The following is a 16321-nucleotide window of genomic DNA, read 5'->3' on the forward strand; positions in this document are numbered from 1 at the left end:
TCTCGTGTGGGCTATTCACCCTCCCAATGGCTTGGCGAACCCCTTGGTCTTCCATACAATATCCCTGCTTGTGCTCACGTGTAAATGGGCTCTGTGACGAAGGTTACTAGAGGGGTGAAACGCTCTTACCGAGAGCGCAAGTGCGCTCTCGGTAAGAGCGTCACAGCGTTCTCGGTAAGAGCGTCCTCGTCACCTATGTAAGGTGATTGTGACGCTCTTACCGAGTCCTCTCCTTGGCCTCTCGATACCCCGTGGATGGGGCTCTCGGAGAGTGCGTTACGAGTGGGTAGGGGAAGAGCTCTTTGGAAGGGGGAAGTGGGGCTATGTGAGGGGTGGGGGGATTTGCCCTATCTTCGCAGCCGAAATGCCCCAAGGCTCTAGTGCTACAGCCCTAGGCTTGGAGGGTAGGTCGATGTATCAAACGAACAACTTAATAACTAAAACAAATCTTCGGATGCAGACAGGGAGAGCTATACTCCCTTAGGATAATATGATGAAGAAAATAACACTCTTCGCCCTTGCTCTAGTGCTCGGGCTAAGTGCTGCTACTGCGCAGGTGCGACAGAAAGCCTTCGGCGTGGAGCTAGGCTCACATAACACCGCTCTGTATGAGCTGACACTAGGTAGACACTTCTCCGTCACGACACGTGCTGGGCTGGTACTAGATGCTGGATTTAGTGCCAAGAAGGACTTGGATGGCAAGCGTTTCGCCTTTGGGGGGCTTACCCCGTTCCTCAGCTTTGAGCCGCGCTGGTACTTCTCGGGGCAGTCCTCCAGTGACCTCTTTCATACGGGAGGCTATCTGACTGTGAGGCTTAACGGGGAATGGGCTCGTATGACGATCCTAGGTCCTTCCTATACGAAGGGGGATGACCGCCCTCTATATACGCTGTCCTTTGCTCCTACCTTTGGCTGGACCTTCGGGGTGAGTGACAATAGCTATATTCGCCTCTCAGCAGGCTTGGGCTTCTTCCGTACCAAGGTGGGATATGACGGAGGGAAGCACTACTGGAGGACCTCTACTAAGCAAGGTGTGATCACCGTCCCCATAGAAATGGTCTATGGTATTCGCTTCTAGGGGCAGGGGGGAGGTACTTGTCAAGTCCTCCTAGTATCCCACCCCTATCGGCAACCCTCATATAAAGGAGTGGGTCGCTATCCGAAGATATGGATAGCGACCCACTCGTCTTTCTGCCCTTCGTCTTTCAGTTCCATGAAGTCCCCTATATGGGGTGAGAGTGGAGCCTGGAGTCTTTGCCTGCCCTCCTGCTCTTGAGGTGAGTCTACAGGGGCAGGGCGGGGCTAGTTGGTCAAGGTGAGGCGTAGGGAGAGCCCATAGGCTGTCGTGGAAATGGGGAAGGAGTAGGTGCTCACGAGGGGGACATTGCGAGACCACTCGTAGTAGGCCTTGAGGGCGATGAGGCGACTCAGCTCGTACTCGGCACTCAGTCTCAGGCGAGTGTCCGCTAGCCCCGAGGTCGCCTGGGTGACGACCTCCTGGATACGGCGGATGAGGCTCTGGGAGCGACGATAGCTGTACTCGCCTCGTAGGGTCAGCCCCTTGGGGGAGGAGGGCTCGGCCTTGGTGCGTCGGGCTCGTCTCCCCTTCGTGGGGGTAGGGTGGAGGAGCTGTCGTAGGTCGGCGATCTTATAGCCAAGACCTAGGCTTAGTTCGTTGGAGCTCGTCTCGATGATGCTGAAGGCCGAGAGGTTCAGCACCACCCCACGGCTTCGTCGCCACTGGGCACTCATCCCTAGCCCGTTGTTCCAAGTCATCTCTAGCCCCAGAAGGGGGAAGAAGCTTTCCTGTATAGCCACCGAACCGATGTCGAAGGCATAGCTGAGCTGTGTCGTCCCACCCCCCGAACCATCCGAGGCAGGTAGGTGTCTGAGCCCGAGCTGGTCGGTATCCTCCCCTTGCCAGCCTGCTAGCGAGGAGAAGCCCCCCACGGTATAGGTCGCTCGGTAGGTATGGCGCAGGGAGATCGAGCGGAAGTGTTCCCTAAGTAGGGGGATACGGGTGAGCCCTGTGTAGTGGAGCGTCCAGTTGGGGAGCATCCCCGAGAGGGCAGGGAGGGCACGTAGGCTGACCCCATCTACTCCTCCAGCCTGTGAGTAGGCTGCACGGAAGGCGGGGATGAGTACCGCAGGGGCATTCTCCTCGAGCGGTGCGGAGGGCTGGAGGGAGGAGTAGCGACTCTGCTGTCGCTGGGCGATCCGCCTGCGGTAGTCTAGGAAGCGGGCGAAGGGCTCCGAGGCATAGCCCGAGCGAGCACCTGGCGAGGCGAAGAAGCCCCTTAGCCCGATGGTCGTCATGGTGAAGTCTCCGCCATAGAGCCTTGGCCGCCCCGAGTACATGTACTGCACCTCGGTGCGGTCGGTGCGGGTGTGGTTGCCCGAGAGGGTGATGGTGAGGTCCCTTAGGGGCTGGAGGGTAGCCCGAAGGTCATAGGTGACTGTACGTGTGAAGGCTGCTGGGGTGGGGCGCTCGGCATCCAGTAGGAGATCGCCCCGCTCGGCAAGCTGGTCTACGAAGCCTGCATCGGTGAGCCCGAGGGCGAAGGCAAGCCCCGGAGTGAGCATACCCCCGGAGCGACCTTGTCCCCCGATGGCCTTGATGTTGGGGAGGAAGCCCGGTAGGAGGGTCTGGGTCGTCGTGCGATAGGTGAGGGTCATATCCTTGAGGGAGGTGAGGGTGTAGACGAGGCGATCAAGTGCCTCGGAGAGGAAGCCCTGCTCCTCATGCTGCTTGGGACGCTTGCCCTTTGTCCCTCCCTTCCTCGTCTCTGCCTGCGCCACATCTCGGGCATAGCGATCCTCGAGACGGCGCAGGTAGGCGCTCTTGCGGTAGAGCTGGCGGAGGAGGAGCTGGGTGGAGCTCTCGATACTTCCCTGAGCCATGAGTGTATTCGCCACACGGACACTGGGGTCTGGGACTAGGGCTCCACGATCCCAGCTGTAGCTACTCGTATAGGAGAGCTGAGAGGTGAGGAAGCTCAAGGGGGCAATACGAGCAGTGGGGAGTTGCCAAGTGAGGGTCGTGCTCTGGGCATAGTGCAGCGGTGTCCCCCCCTCTCCGATGCTTCGCATGACGGAGTCCCGCCAGAGACGCCAGCCATCGGGGTTGAGGGCACGATTGACTTGCTGGTGGGGCTCCTCGATACGTGCATCCGTCCCACTGGAGAGCGTGAAGCTAAGCGAACTAGTAGGTGCCCAGCTTAGGCTAAGCTTCCTACTCCACAGGAACTGCTGGGCGAAGGTGGCAGGTATGCGACTGCTCGGGTCGTCGGTGCCGATACTGCGTAGCTGCTCCTCGTCATAGCTACGGAGCATCGTGCTCTGTAGGGTGAGGCGAGAGGGCCATAGGGAGAGCCCGTAGTCCCTGAGGAAGGTCGCCCAAGGACTCTGCCCACGGAGGGACTTGAAGGGACGTAGAGGTTGCCACGTCGGGGTATAGTCGTAGCTGGCGGAGGCCTGCCAGTCGAGGTGACGATTGTACTCGATCTCGGGGGTATGCTCCTCGGTGGTATTGTGCCCGAAGGATAGGGAGAGGTTGGCAGGGTCGTAGGGCATAGGCTCACGGGACTGGATGCCGACCGATACTCCCGAGAGAGAGAGGGCTCGGGTCTTGCGGTGGGTGATGGTGCGCCTAAGGAGGGAGTCCCGCCGAGCACGAGGGAGGCCGGAGAGCGCCTCGGAGAGACGTACATCCTCGTCCATGGGGTTGTACTCGGGGGTCGTGACCTCGTCAGATAGGGTGTAATAGAGGGGAATAGAGACCTTGGCCTGCTCGGGTAGGAGACGACCTAGTTCAGCTCCCGAGGAGAGGTGTATGCTTCGTCTGCTCTCTAGGCTTCGTGCGCCGAGGGGCTGGTCAATCGCTCCGAAGCCCGAGGAGATATACTGCGCACGGACGTTGGCCGATCCTAGGTCAGAGAGCTGGAGGGCAGCCTGTGCATTGGCTGCCCAGCCCCCCTCCTCGTGGTAGTCGCCGACACGTAGCTCATTGACCCACACCTCCACGCTCTTCGTTACCCCCGAGGCATTGCGCACCCCGATGAGTATCGTACGGATGGAGGAGAGAGAGGGGCTACCTAGGATGGTGAGGGTGTGCTGTGGGTGCTCCTTGCTCGCTGTGGAGAAGGGCTGGTAGAGCGTAGCCCCTAAGCCCTGCTCTATGGAGGCGTTGCGTCGGCGCTTGAGGGCGATGAGCTGGTCGAGGGCCAGGTCGATGAAGTTCTCCGTAGGCCATACCCGCTCTCGGTCAGTGGGGTTCTCGGAGCTGTATCGTCCAGCAGGGGTGAGGCGTAGGGGGAGGGAGTACTCGTAGTAGTTGCTCCGATAGTCCGAGCCTAGGCGCAGGAATAGGGTGAAGTCCCCATCCTCGGTAGGTGTCGTCTCTCCCACCAGCTCCTCAGCATGGGCGAAGAGCTGGAGACGGCGGTAGCGACGTAGGTCGTAGTGAGCACTGCGGTAGACGGCACGAGTATCCCCCGAGGTGAGTCCCTGTAGGCGGATGGAGAGCGCCTGCTCATTCTGCTGTAGGCTCTGGCTCTGCTGGCTGTCTAGTGTCCTAGATACGCCGGGGGGGAGGACGTAGTTGATCGGCTCACGATCGCCATGCTCCTCGATATTTACGGAGGTCACAGAGAGGTCGCCTATGGGAGCGGGTGGTGTCTGCTCGTCCAGCTGACCCTCATAGGTGCGCCAGTCTCCACGTACCAGACGTAGAGCGCCGAAGCGTAGCTGTAGCTCCTCCTGACAGCCCGTGAGGTACATGCGCATGAAACGTATGCTGCGCCAGTCTCGTGCCCCCCCGACTCGGGAGGTGAAGGAGCGCAGGGGTACCTTGAGCTGGAGCCAGCGTACCGTGGACTGCTGTCCATTGCGCAGGGTCACCTCGGCAGTACGCTCTCCGACGACGAAGCCTCGGCCGGGTCTTAGATCCTCGGGACGGAGCGAGATACGGTACTCGAAGTAGCGATCCTGCTCATTGAGGCTATAGTCCCTATTGATGTCCTCGGTGTCGGGGCTGACGGTGCTGGCCTGACTGTAGTCATCGTCTCGTGAGGCCTGAGAGTTGCCCTCTGTGCCGTTGTACCTCTTGTATCGCTCCAGGATAGGTAGGCGGGCGGCATCATAGTCTGCCCCTCGGTAATGGTGGAAGTTGTCCCCCGCTGGGTCATTCAGTGGGCTGAATGGATCACTCTGCCATGCAGCCCGAGTGGCTGCGCTAAGGGTGCTACTCAGGGCAGAGAGATAGGCGGCATAGGCGGGGTAGGTCTTCTCCTCCTCAGTAGAGAGTCCGTTGAGGCCCACGTCTTGTCGCTCACGTGCCCCAGCGGCATTGTCGAAGGCATAGCCCACGCTCTGTCGGGTGGGTACCTTGCCCCAAGGGCCGTCCTCGGTGGCAGAGGGGGTGGGGACGATGGGCAGGCCGTTCTCAAAGAATTTCCGTTCGTCTCGTAGTATGTCCTCCGATATATCCCCGAGGTCTATGTACAGCGCTCCTGACTGGGGCGAGGCTCCGTGGACGTATGGGTCCATCATCCAGAGCTCTAGGTACTCGATGCCCGCAGCCTCGAAGTCCGCTTGGTCGATCCTACGCATGATCCCCGCCCAGCTCTTCTCGGGGGTGCTTAGTCGTCCCGTGGGGAGGAGGGCAGAGGAGTTGAGGTTATAGGGGCCACGCTCCTCGGGGTAATAGCTTAGGGAAAGCGTCTGTAGGTAGCTGGCCTGGCTAAGGTTCTGATCACGGAAGGGGAAGAGCTCCTGCGTGGGGATCTCTCGGACGAAGTGATTGCTCACATAGTCGGGGTCGTTCCTGATATAGGCTGGGGTGAGGCTACTGCGCTCTCGGGTGAAGAGCGGGTCGATGGTGAACCATGCCAGCTGCGCCCTCCGCTCGCCATAGCGTAGGTAGTCCGTAGGGGTGAGCCCCGGGGGGATCATAGAGACAGGAGTGGAGGAGAGTTGCCAGGCATGAGGGCTCATGAGGTCGATGGTGCTACGTGAGCTCTCGAAGTCATCCAGCGAGCTGTAGCCCCGAGTATACTTGTCCTCGTAGTGTCCGGGGATGAGGTGGGCAAACTCCCCCGATAGGCTGAGTGAGGAGGGGGCTGTGTGCTCGACGAAGGGGAGCTTGTTCAGGAGCTTCGTGAGCCAAGGGGCTTGGCTCTGGTAGCTGAAGTTGAGCCCCCACATCGTATTGCGCATACTCTCTTCCCCGAGCCGAACCTTGGTCGTCAGAGGGAGCTCGGAGAGGTGCATGAGGGTAGCCCCGAGGCGGAGACTACGAGAGAGCTGGTAGCTTAGGTCAAGCCCTAGTACCGTCTTGCGCTGCTGCCCTAGTCCCCCTTCGCCTTGCACGGAGGCCTCGATGGGAGTCTTGGTCTCTAGGAGCTGCTTATTGAGGATCTTCACGATCCCCGCCCCGTAGTCTACACTGTAGTCCGTGCCCTCCCGGAGGAGCTGTCCGCCTGCCATGACCCTCACCGATCCCTCTGCGACGCCTGTCGTCCCGAGGGAGATCTCCCCCTCGTTGGTCGCACGGTAGGAGCCCCGCAGGCTGTACTTGTTCTTCTCTGCGAGCTGCTGTGCCTCGACCCTCGTCCTTTGGTAGAGCTCGGTATAGGCGTATTTGCTCGCCATACTTCCCCCACCCAGAGCCTGAGCAAGCGTACCCCCGAAGGGCTCGACCGTAGGGAAGAAGATGAGCCCATCACGTGAGCGGATGGTGTAGCCCTCTACGAAGTCAAAGCGTCCATCCTGCCGTGCCTCCTGCCGACTGTCCAGCCTATCAAGGCCTAGGACAGAGAGTAGCCGCTGCCCACGGAGTGGTCCCTCGGGCAGATAGGGTAGGGCGATCCCCGTAGCATCATCCCGATAGTAGACATCTAGGCGGAAGTCTGCCTGCTGGACATCCCTCACTCCAGAGCCTAGACTATAGACATTGCGCATCATCAGAGGCCAGTAGGGCGAGGTGGGGACGAGGTTGCTCCCCTTGAGGAGCTTGGCGAAGAGGGTCTCGGTAGAGCTGTCGGGGCGGTCGGAGGCAAATTCCCCGACACGATAGACCTGCCCCTGATAGGTGAATTCGTAGGCGACCGCTAGCACCTCATCGGGGGCGAGGGCTGCGGTGAGACTCACATAGCCCAGTGTGGGATGTAGGGTATATTCGCTGGGCTCTAGCCTACGTGCGCTCTCGATACGCTCATAGTCAGAGGAGGCGGTGTAGTCGGGGGTAAGGGCGGTGGTCACACCCTCGATCTGTCTCAGTTCGGGGCGGAGGGTGAGGCTCTGGTAAAGGCTATTGGCGGGGTTGGCTGGTACGGGTAGGCGAGGGGAGCTCAGGCTGATATGTCCGTTGTGCAGTACCTCGGGCTCTCCGAGGTCGGTGAAGGCCAGGATATTGCGTGCGTCGTCAAACTGCCCTCGACGGTTCGTCACCCACAGCTCTACACGTGTGATCTGTACCGCCGATCGGACATAGGGTAGGGTACGTAGCGCCCCTTCATAGTGCGAACGGAAGTACTCCGAGAGGAAGAAGTGCCTAGAGGCATCATAGTCCGAAGCCGAGATCTCGAAGGCCTCTGTCTGCCGTCCGCCACTGGAGGAGACCCGCCTCGTCTGGCTACGCTGCTGGCTCACGAGTAGATCCATCTGCAGGCGTCCCATCTGGAGCTGCGTGTGCATCCCGAAGAGTGTCCCCCCTCCGCTGATGAGGGAGTTCCTCGGGGTCATCGAGACATTCCCAACCTCGATCAAGCGAATGATGTCATCCTCGTTGCCCTCGAAGGCGAGCTTCAGCCTGCGTGCATCGGCCTCGAAGGTTGCCCCCGTGGCATAGTTCATCCCGAAGCTAAGCTTTGTCCCTATGGTGGCTTGTACCGAGGCCTGGATCTTCTCATCGAAGTCGAAGAAGGTGTGTCGGCGTGCTCGTTCGCTGAGCGAAGGATCATCGGTATGGGTCGTCTTGAGGCCAGCGGAGAGCTCGGCACTACCCTGGAGTCTGAGACGAATACCTCCCTTGCCAAAGAGCCACTCTGCCACGCTCTGCTCCAGCCTTAGGTCAAGGGGATTACGTCCCTTCTCCGTGCTGGCGCTTTTGCCCTGTCGGTAGAGCTCATCCCAGTAGCGTGACGTGCTGCGTCGCTCCATATAGCGGGTGTACTCCGCTTGGGTATAGGCAATGGGAGTCCCTAGGGGCTTACCCCCGAGGAAGGTGGTCAGGAAGTAAAGTCCAGTGCGAGGATCGTACACGAAGCGAGTCTCTATGCTTCGTGGTGTGCTTAGGGTGATCCCCGAGGGGGAGAGACGCTGTAGATCTGTGTCGCTCTCTGGGAGCAGGAGGGTGCTGTCCACCCATCTAGGCCGAGGGCTTTGTCCCCATAGAGGCATGCTGAGCGCTAGGATGCCAGCCAAGAGGCTGTAGCCTAGGCCGAGGAGCAATATGAGCCTACGGGGCACCACGTGGCTAGAGGAGCTTCAGACTCTGCTTGATGAGCTCCTCCACACGGATGGTGGGGTCAGAGGCGATGAGCTGACGGATGACCTTCTGTGCGGCAGCCTCGGGATAGCCCAGCATCTTGAGGGCGCTGACGGCCTCGCTGGGTGTGGTGGTGTCGAGGGGCTGTGCTCCCCGTCCCTTCTTCGGCTCGGTAGCTGTGCTCGTCGTGGGGAAGTCGCCTTCGATGGGAGGGAGCTTGCCACGGAGATCCACGAGGATACGCTGGGCGGTCTTCAGCCCAATACCCTTGATGGCCTTGAGGGGCTCGATCTGTCCGAGGGTGATGATGCTGTTGAGCTCATGCGGAGGGTATGAACTGAGGATGATGCGAGCGGTATTAGGTCCTACCCCCGAGACGCTCATGAGATGGCGAAAGAGCTCCTGCTCAGCTGCCGTAGCAAAGCCAAAGAGTAGGTGCGCATCCTCCCTGATGATCTCGGTGATGAGGATCTTGCCCTCACGCTGCCCCGAGAGGGCGGTGTAGGTCGTCAGAGAGATCGAGACATGGTAGCCTACGCCTGCACACTCGACGAGTACGGCGGTAGGGGTAAGTTCGGTATATAGTCCGTTGAGATAAGCTATCATTTGCGTAGTTTTGATCGATGCTACACCCGTAAGCATCTAAGAGACAAATATAAATAAAACTAAGGTTATGGGGGCAAGGTAGCAAGCTCCCCGAGCTGAGTGACCTTCCTTTTTCCGCCAATGCCACTCTTCTCTCGTCTGCACGACTTGTCGGCTCTTTGTGGGGGCTGGTTTTACGTACAAGTGGGAACTTAGTCTTAGCCCTGACCTCTGGAGCGTCTAGGTGTTAGTCCCGAGAGACGTCCCGGAGAGACCCCTCCGAGACGTATCCCAAGAGCCCGATGAGATATATCCTAAGACTCCTACGATGCGCATACTTAGAGCGAAGTTGTGTACACGCGTGTATACACTTGTGTACACGTGAGTACACTGTTGTATACACACGTGTATACTTTCCCCTCCTAGGTAGTAGGTGTACGCCTCGTAATTCTTCCCCTAGGGAGCAGATGTCGCTACTAGGAGTGTAGGCTCCTCGACTGCATTGCCGTCGTCCTCTAGTGACTTTATCCATTAGACCTACTTGCTCCTCACACCGAATGTACCTCGTAGGCTAAAACGAATCAGAGCCGCCCCCCCGATGCGGGGGACGGCTCTGCATGTATATCTTCTTGGGTGGACTTGTGAGGCGAATAGCTCGTGAAGGGGGCATCCCCCCTCGCTGAGCCTACGCCCGAGAGTGTGCTAATAGAGTGTGTACTCTAGGGTAAGGGGGAGCTGAACCCCTTCCTCGTCAATGAGGAAGCCAGCGATGGGAAGCCCTAGGGCGTTATACTTCGTGTAGCGAACTTCGCTCCAATCGCGTGTGACCTTTCCATCTGAATATTTGCTGACATCTTCGGTGTAGATCTGCTCGCCAAAGATACCGAAACGAACCTCGTGGCTACGGGTGTAGGTGATGGTCTCCTTTCCATTGTCTAGCTTGATCTCTGTGGAGACTTCTTTGATCACACGCCCCTCCTTGTCATAGGTGCGCTTATTACGTTTGATGGGCTCCTTCTTCTCCGAGTCCGCATAGATGGTCTCGACCTCTACCTCTCCCTCGTAGCTGTAGGAGAGGTAGTGAGTGCCATCTGTCTGGTTATAAGCGTATATATAGATCCCAGACTTCTTCTTGCGGTCAGGGCCGTAGGTGTACTGAGTGATCGACTTGGTAGCCCGCTTTTCGCTAGGAAGATCCTCGAACTGGACGAGGAGCCCATCCTTATATTTATACCTCTTGTAGTCCCAGTCGAACCCAGCTTCAAGGTTTTTCTCTTCGATGAGGTGGCCAGAGTTGTCGTAGGTATATTCGGTGTCGAAGATGGGGGTGAACTTCTCGTTCTCGAAGCTCTCTGTGAGCATCCTTGAGAAGCGAAGTTGCTTATCAAAGCTGAGTGTCAGACGGCTGTCGATCTTACCCTCCTTGTCGAAGTTGATTACGGTGACGAGATGTACCTTACCGATGATATCCTCACGCTTAGCGGGCTTTGGGTCGGGAGGTGTGGGGGTGGGTTTGTTGTCCTTCCCGCAGGAGGCGAGAGGGATGAGGAGGAGTGCCGTGAGGGCAAGCGTTAGATGGCGAAAGGTTACTTTCATTGCTTGTTACTGTTAGGAAATGAGGTCAAGAGAAAGCCCCACTAGTGGCAGGAAGCCTCTAGTAGAAGGTGTACTCTATGGTAACTACCTCGTCTTTCTTCTCGAGGGGTGCGCCTTCGATAGGTAGCCCCTGAGCATTGTACTTGGTGTAGCGAGTGCCAGTGATAAAATGCTCGGAGACCTGCCCCTGATCATCGTATCTATAGGTCTCATCTGAGAGCTTTTCGCCAAAGATGCCATAGCGAATAATATTGCGCGAGGAGAGGCTCACGACCTCCTTGTTGTCTGCGATCTTGATGTTGTACAGCTCCTCCTTGGTGATGCGACCCTCGTTATCATAGGTGCGCTTATTGCGCCTAATGAGTGTTTTCATCTCCTTATCGGCATAGACATTCTCAACCTCTACTTCCCCTTCGTAGCTGTAGGAGTAGTAGTTTATGGTCTTGTTGTCGGGATCTATGTCGAGGTAGGATGTATAGACTCCAGTCTTTCTCTTTTTGTTGGAGTCGTAGGTGTATTGGATGGTAGTTTGCTTGCTTTCGATACCATTTCCAGGCTCATCAAGCTCGACCTGTGTTAGTAGCCCATTTGTGTACGTGTATCGCTTTGTTTGTCTCTTATCTGAGGCGATTTCACGAGAATACTCTTGGGTGAGGTGGCCTGATGCGTCATAGGAGTTCTTCCCTTCGTGGGAGGGGACAAGCTTGTCGTTTTCGAGGATCTCGTCGAGGTATTCAGTAAGATGGAGTTGCTTGTCGTAGGTGAAGGTGCTACGGGACTGGAGCTGAGCCTTCTTGTCGCGATAGGTGAAGGTAACGGTGCGCACCTTACCGATGACATCCTCACGCTTAGCATGATGAGGAGTAGGAGGGGGTGGGGTTGGTGTGGGTTTGTTGTCCTTCCCGCAGGAAGAGAGTGGAATGAGAACAAGTGTCGCAAGGGCGAGTGTCAGATGGTGAAAGCTTGTTTTCATAGTGCTTGTTATTATTAATGTTATAAAATGTGGTCAAGTGAATGCTCCACTAGTGGCAGGAGGCCATTAGTAGAAGGTGTACTCTAGGGTGAAGTGGATTCTATCCTCGTCATCAAGCCTAAATCCCTCAATAGGGAGCCCCTGAGCATTGTACTTGGTGTAGTGGTAGCCACTGATGGAGTGACTAGTGGTCTTCCCCTGTGCATCAAGGTGGGTGAACTCAGAGTAGACCTCTTCACCGAAGATACCGAAGCGGGTCTCATGGATGGAGGTGGAGCGGATGATCTCCTTACCCTGCTCTAGCTCGATCGTCGTGGCGACCGATTTGATCACACGCCCCTCCTTGTCATAGGTGCGCTTATTACGTGCGACGAGATTCTTCCTCTCGGGGTCAGTGTAGGTAGCCTCTACCTCTACCTCCCCCTCGTAGCTGTAGGATAGGTAGTGAGTGCCATCTTCTCTACCCTGTGCAAATACATAGATCCCCGTTTCCTTCTTGCGATCGGGACCGTAGGTGTATTGGGTAATCGATTTTTGGGCGCCATTTCCGCTGAGGAGATCCTCGAACTGGAAGAGGAGTCCATCTTTATATTGATACCTCCTGTAGTCCCATCCGAATCCTACTTCACGGCTTTTCTCTTCGATGAGGCGACCAGAGGTATCATAGGAGAAAAAGGTCTCTACGTTAGGGACAAGCTTGCCGTCCTTGAGCCTCTCTGATACAGAGCTTTGGGGGCGTAGTTGCTTGTCGTAGGTAGTGACGGAACGAGCCTTGACCGGAGTCTCCTTGTCTCCAAAGATAGAGGTTATGGTGTGTACCTTACCGACGATGTCCTCACGCTTAGCGGGCTGAGGATCGGGAGGTGTGGGGGTGGGCTTGTTGTCCTTCCCGCAGGAAGAGAGTGGAATGAGGAGGAGTGCCGTGAGGGCAAGTGTCAGGGTACGAAGGATTGGTCTCATCGTGTGTCCTAGTGATTGGGGGTATTGATAAGGAAGAGTGTGTCCCCCGAAGGGAGGGATGGAGATAGGAGCAAAGAAACCCCCGAAGGCGTTGGAAAGACAACCCTCGGAGGCTTCTCTGTGTAGAAAACTACTTCTAGACAAGCTCGTGGATGATCAGGCCTGAGCGGAGCTTAGGCTCGAACCACGTGGTCTTAGGTGGCATAATATTGCCCGAGTCGGCGATGTCAATGAGTTGCTTCATCGATACGGGATAGAGGGCAAGGGCAAACTTCATCTCACCGCTGTCCACCCTCTTCTTTAGCTCGCCAAGGCCACGGATACCACCGACGAAGTCGATGCGCTTGTCCGAACGCAGGTCCTTGATGCCAAGGATCTTGTCGAGGATGAGGTTGGAGGAGATCGTCACGTCAAGTACCCCAATCGGATCGTGGTCGTCGTACGTGCCGGGCTTGGCTGTGAGTGAGTACCAGTGGTCTCCGAGGTAGAGGGCGAAGTTGTGCAAGCATGCGGGCTTGTAGATCTCCGTACCCTTGTCCTCGACGATGAAGTTCTCCTCGAGCTTCTTTAGGAGCTCTTCCTTGGTGAGGCCATTGAGATCCTTGACGACACGGTTGTAGTCAATGATGGTCAGCTGGTCGTCGGGGAAGCAGACAGCCATGAAGTAGTTGTACTCCTCATCGCCACGATGGTTGGGGTTCTGCTTGCGCTTCTCATCACCCACGAGGGCAGCGGCAGCGGAACGGTGGTGACCGTCTGCGATGTAGAGCGCAGGCATAGCCGCGAAGAGCTCGGTGATACGATGGATATCGGCTTCGTTGTCGATGATCCAGAACTCGTGACCGAAGCCGTCTAGTGGAGCGATGAAGCTGTAGACGGGCTTCTCCTTCGTGTACTTAGCGACGATGTCGTTGATCTCCTTTTGGGAGGGGTAGGCGAAGAAGACAGGCTCAATGTTGGCATTGTTCACACGTACGTGCTTCATACGGTCCTCCTCCTTGTCACGGCGGGTAAGCTCATGCTTCTTGATGACGCCCGTCATGTAGTCTTGGACAGAGGCGCAGACGACGAGGCCGTACTGTGTCTTGCCGTTCATCGTCTGAGCGTAGACGTAGTAGTTCTCCTTGTCGTCCTGTACGAGCCAGCCCTTTTCCCGGAAGTGGCGGAAGTTCTCAGCCGCCTTAGCGTAGACCTTCTCCTCATGTTCGTCTGTACCGACTGGGAAGTCGATCTCGGGACGGATGATGTGGTAGAGGGACATCTCGTTGCCCGCTGCTTCGGCACGAGCTTCGTCGCTATTGAGTACGTCGTAGGGGCGAGAGGCCACACGCTCTACGAGGTCTTGGGGTGGGCGGATACCACGGAATGGTTTGATGACAGCCATAGGATGGTGTTTGTGCTAGTGTGATGTGTACGTGTATGTGTCGGCTACTTGTTGAGGCGGAAGCGTTCGTTGCCCTCCTTGATGAAGCCCACGATCTGGCGAGCAGCAGCTAGACCAGCGTTGGTATTGGCTTCAGCGGTCTGAGCACCCATCTTCTTAGGTGTGGAGAAGTAGCGTTCGCCGAGGGCAGCCTCCATCTCTTCGTGGTTAGCGGGACGGATGTCGCTGAGGTAGCGAAGGTCTTCGCGTTCCTTGAGGAGCTCGAGTAGCTCTGCTTCGTTGATGATCTCCTTACGAGCTGTATTGACGAGGATAGCCTTCTTAGGTAGGAGGCTTACGAGCTCACGGCCGATAGAGCCCTTGGTCTCGGGAGTAGCGGGGATGTGTAGGGAGACGACGTCACAGGTGGAGAAGAGCTCCTTCTGTGAGCTAACGGGAGTCACACCTTCCTTGACCATCACATCAGCTGGGGTGTAGGGGTCGAAGGCAAAGATCTCCATGCCGATGCCCTTGGCGATACGAGCCACGTTGCGACCGGTGTTCCCATAGGCCAGTAGTCCGAGCTTCTTGTCCTTGAGCTCTGTGCCGGATGCGCCGTTGAAGCGATTGCGGACAGAGAAGAGTAGGAGGGCGAAGACGAGCTCAGCCACAGCGTTGGCATTCTGTCCAGGGGTGTTCATGACACATACGCCGTGTGCGGTGGCAGCCTCTAGGTCTACGTTGTCGTAGCCTGCGCCAGCACGCACAACGATCTTGAGCTGCTTGGCAGCGTCGAAGACCTCCTTATCTATGATGTCACTACGGATGATGATAGCCTCTACGTCGGCTACTGCGGCGAGGAGTTCGGCCTTGGAGGTGTACTTCTCTAGGGCTACGACGTCGAAGCCTGCATCGGTAAGGATCTGGCGAATCCCTGCTACGGCAGGAGCTGCGAATGGCTTTTCGGTGGCGATAAGAACTTTAGACATGATTCTTTTCTCTATGGGATATGTTAGTTAGTACGAATAGACGTATGATAAGCGAAGCAACGTACAGACAGCTCACCTCGGCCCTGGGAAAAAATAGAGGTGGTGCCCATACGTTGCTTCATGGGGGTGTACTCAGCCTTATGCTTAGCTTAGGTATGGGTACTTGGACTAGTGCTTACGCTCGAAGTCCTTCATTGCCTCTACGAGGAACTCTACGCTCGTCTTGGGTAGAGCATTGTAGAGTGAAGCACGGAAGCCTCCTACAGAGCGGTGACCCTTGATGCTGGAGATACCGCGTGAGGTAGCGAGGTCGAAGAAGTCCTTTTCGAGCTCCTTGTACTCGTCCTTCATGACGAAGCAGACGTTCATGATCGAGCGGTCTTCGGGATTGACGGTACCACGGAAGAGACGGCTGGAGTCGATGGCATCGTATAGGATGCGAGCCTTCTCGAGGTTCATCTTTTCGAGGGTCTTCACACCGCCGAGCTCCTTGTACCACTTCATCGTCTGCAGGGCGACGTAGATGGGGAATACGGGAGGGGTGTTGAACATAGAGTCCTTCTCGATGTGCGTACGATAGTCGAGCATCGTAGGCAGAGGACGGTCTACGTGGCCGAGGGCATCACGGCGTACGATGACGAAGGTCACACCAGCAGGAGCGATGTTCTTCTGTGCACCACCGTAGATGAGGTCGTACTTAGCTACATCCACCTCACGAGTGAAGATGTCGGAGGACATATCACCCACGAGACGAGTCTTGACGTCTGGGTCGTAGCGGAGCTCTGTACCGTAGACGGTGTTGTTGGTCGTGATGTGGAGGTAGTCTACATCATCGGGCACCTCGTTCTTCTCCCATGGCTTGGGGTACCAGACGTAGTTGTCTGCCTTAGAGGAGAAGGTGACAACTTCACCGACGAGCTTAGCTTCCTTAGCAGCCTTGCTCGCCCATGTGCCGGAGTCTACGTAGGCAGCCTTGGTCTTCAGTAGGTTCAGTGGAGCCTGATAGAACTGTAGGCTCGCACCGCCCCCGAGGAAGATCACTTCGTAACCCTCGGGTACATCGAGCAGCTCCTTCATCAGGTTGCGAGCTTCCTCAATGGTCGCTGTGAACTCCTTACCACGGTGAGATACTTCGAGGATGGACAGGCCTGTGCCTGCATAGTTGAGGACAGCAGAGGCTGCGTCCTTGATCACACTTTCGTCTAGGATGGATGGTCCTGCCGAGAAATTGTGCTTCTTCATAAGAGCAGTATTTGAAAATGAATAGTTATTGACTTCGATATTGTCTTCGTGCTTACTTAGGTGGGTGAGGCCTAGCCTCCAGCGTAGGTGCTGGGGGCTGACTACAACCCACTAGCAAAGGTATC

The 16321-nt window shown here is 56.9% G+C and carries 9 protein-coding genes; 1 reads left to right on the forward strand and 8 read right to left on the reverse strand.

Annotation, left to right across the window (positions count from 1 at the left end; all coding sequences use genetic code 11):
- Nucleotides 1-490: 490 nt before the first annotated feature.
- Nucleotides 491-1078, forward strand: a complete 588-nt coding sequence (locus QZ554_RS01825) for a hypothetical protein (protein WP_297193861.1) — start codon at nucleotides 491-493, stop codon at nucleotides 1076-1078.
- Between the two features lie 224 nt (nucleotides 1079-1302).
- On the opposite strand, the gene sprA is transcribed toward QZ554_RS01825, so the two are convergent.
- The 8 genes from sprA to serC form a co-directional block, all read right to left on the reverse strand.
- Entirely contained in the window at nucleotides 1303-8364 is a 7062-nt protein-coding gene (gene sprA, locus QZ554_RS01830; protein ID WP_297193863.1) for a cell surface protein SprA, read from the reverse strand.
- Between the two features lie 112 nt (nucleotides 8365-8476).
- Complete coding sequence (ruvA, locus tag QZ554_RS01835) at nucleotides 8477-9094, reverse strand: Holliday junction branch migration protein RuvA (RefSeq protein WP_297193865.1); 618 nt, start codon at nucleotides 9092-9094, stop codon at nucleotides 8477-8479.
- A gap of 681 nt (nucleotides 9095-9775) precedes the next feature.
- A complete protein-coding gene (locus QZ554_RS01840) occupies nucleotides 9776-10669 on the reverse strand; it encodes a hypothetical protein (RefSeq protein ID WP_297193867.1) in 894 nt (297 codons plus the stop codon).
- A gap of 58 nt (nucleotides 10670-10727) precedes the next feature.
- On the reverse strand, nucleotides 10728-11642 hold the full coding sequence (locus tag QZ554_RS01845; protein ID WP_297193869.1) for a hypothetical protein: 915 nt from the start codon (nucleotides 11640-11642) through the stop codon (nucleotides 10728-10730).
- 66 nt (nucleotides 11643-11708) lie between these two features.
- Nucleotides 11709-12602 (reverse strand): hypothetical protein, encoded by an 894-nt coding sequence (locus QZ554_RS01850; RefSeq protein WP_297193871.1) that lies wholly within the window; start codon nucleotides 12600-12602, stop codon nucleotides 11709-11711.
- 136 nt (nucleotides 12603-12738) lie between these two features.
- A complete protein-coding gene (locus tag QZ554_RS01855) occupies nucleotides 12739-13986 on the reverse strand; it encodes a DUF1015 domain-containing protein (protein ID WP_297193873.1) in 1248 nt (415 codons plus the stop codon).
- 44 nt (nucleotides 13987-14030) lie between these two features.
- Nucleotides 14031-14954 carry an NAD(P)-dependent oxidoreductase gene (locus tag QZ554_RS01860; protein ID WP_044167772.1) on the reverse strand — a complete coding sequence of 308 codons (924 nt, stop codon included), beginning with the start codon at nucleotides 14952-14954 and terminating at the stop codon, nucleotides 14031-14033.
- A gap of 168 nt (nucleotides 14955-15122) precedes the next feature.
- Entirely contained in the window at nucleotides 15123-16196 is a 1074-nt protein-coding gene (gene serC / locus QZ554_RS01865; RefSeq protein WP_297193876.1) for a 3-phosphoserine/phosphohydroxythreonine transaminase, read from the reverse strand.
- Nucleotides 16197-16321 lie beyond the last annotated feature (125 nt).

Origin of the sequence: uncultured Porphyromonas sp. (genome assembly GCF_915070105.1) — a bacterium.
Taxonomy (GTDB): Bacteria; Bacteroidota; Bacteroidia; order Bacteroidales; family Porphyromonadaceae; genus Porphyromonas.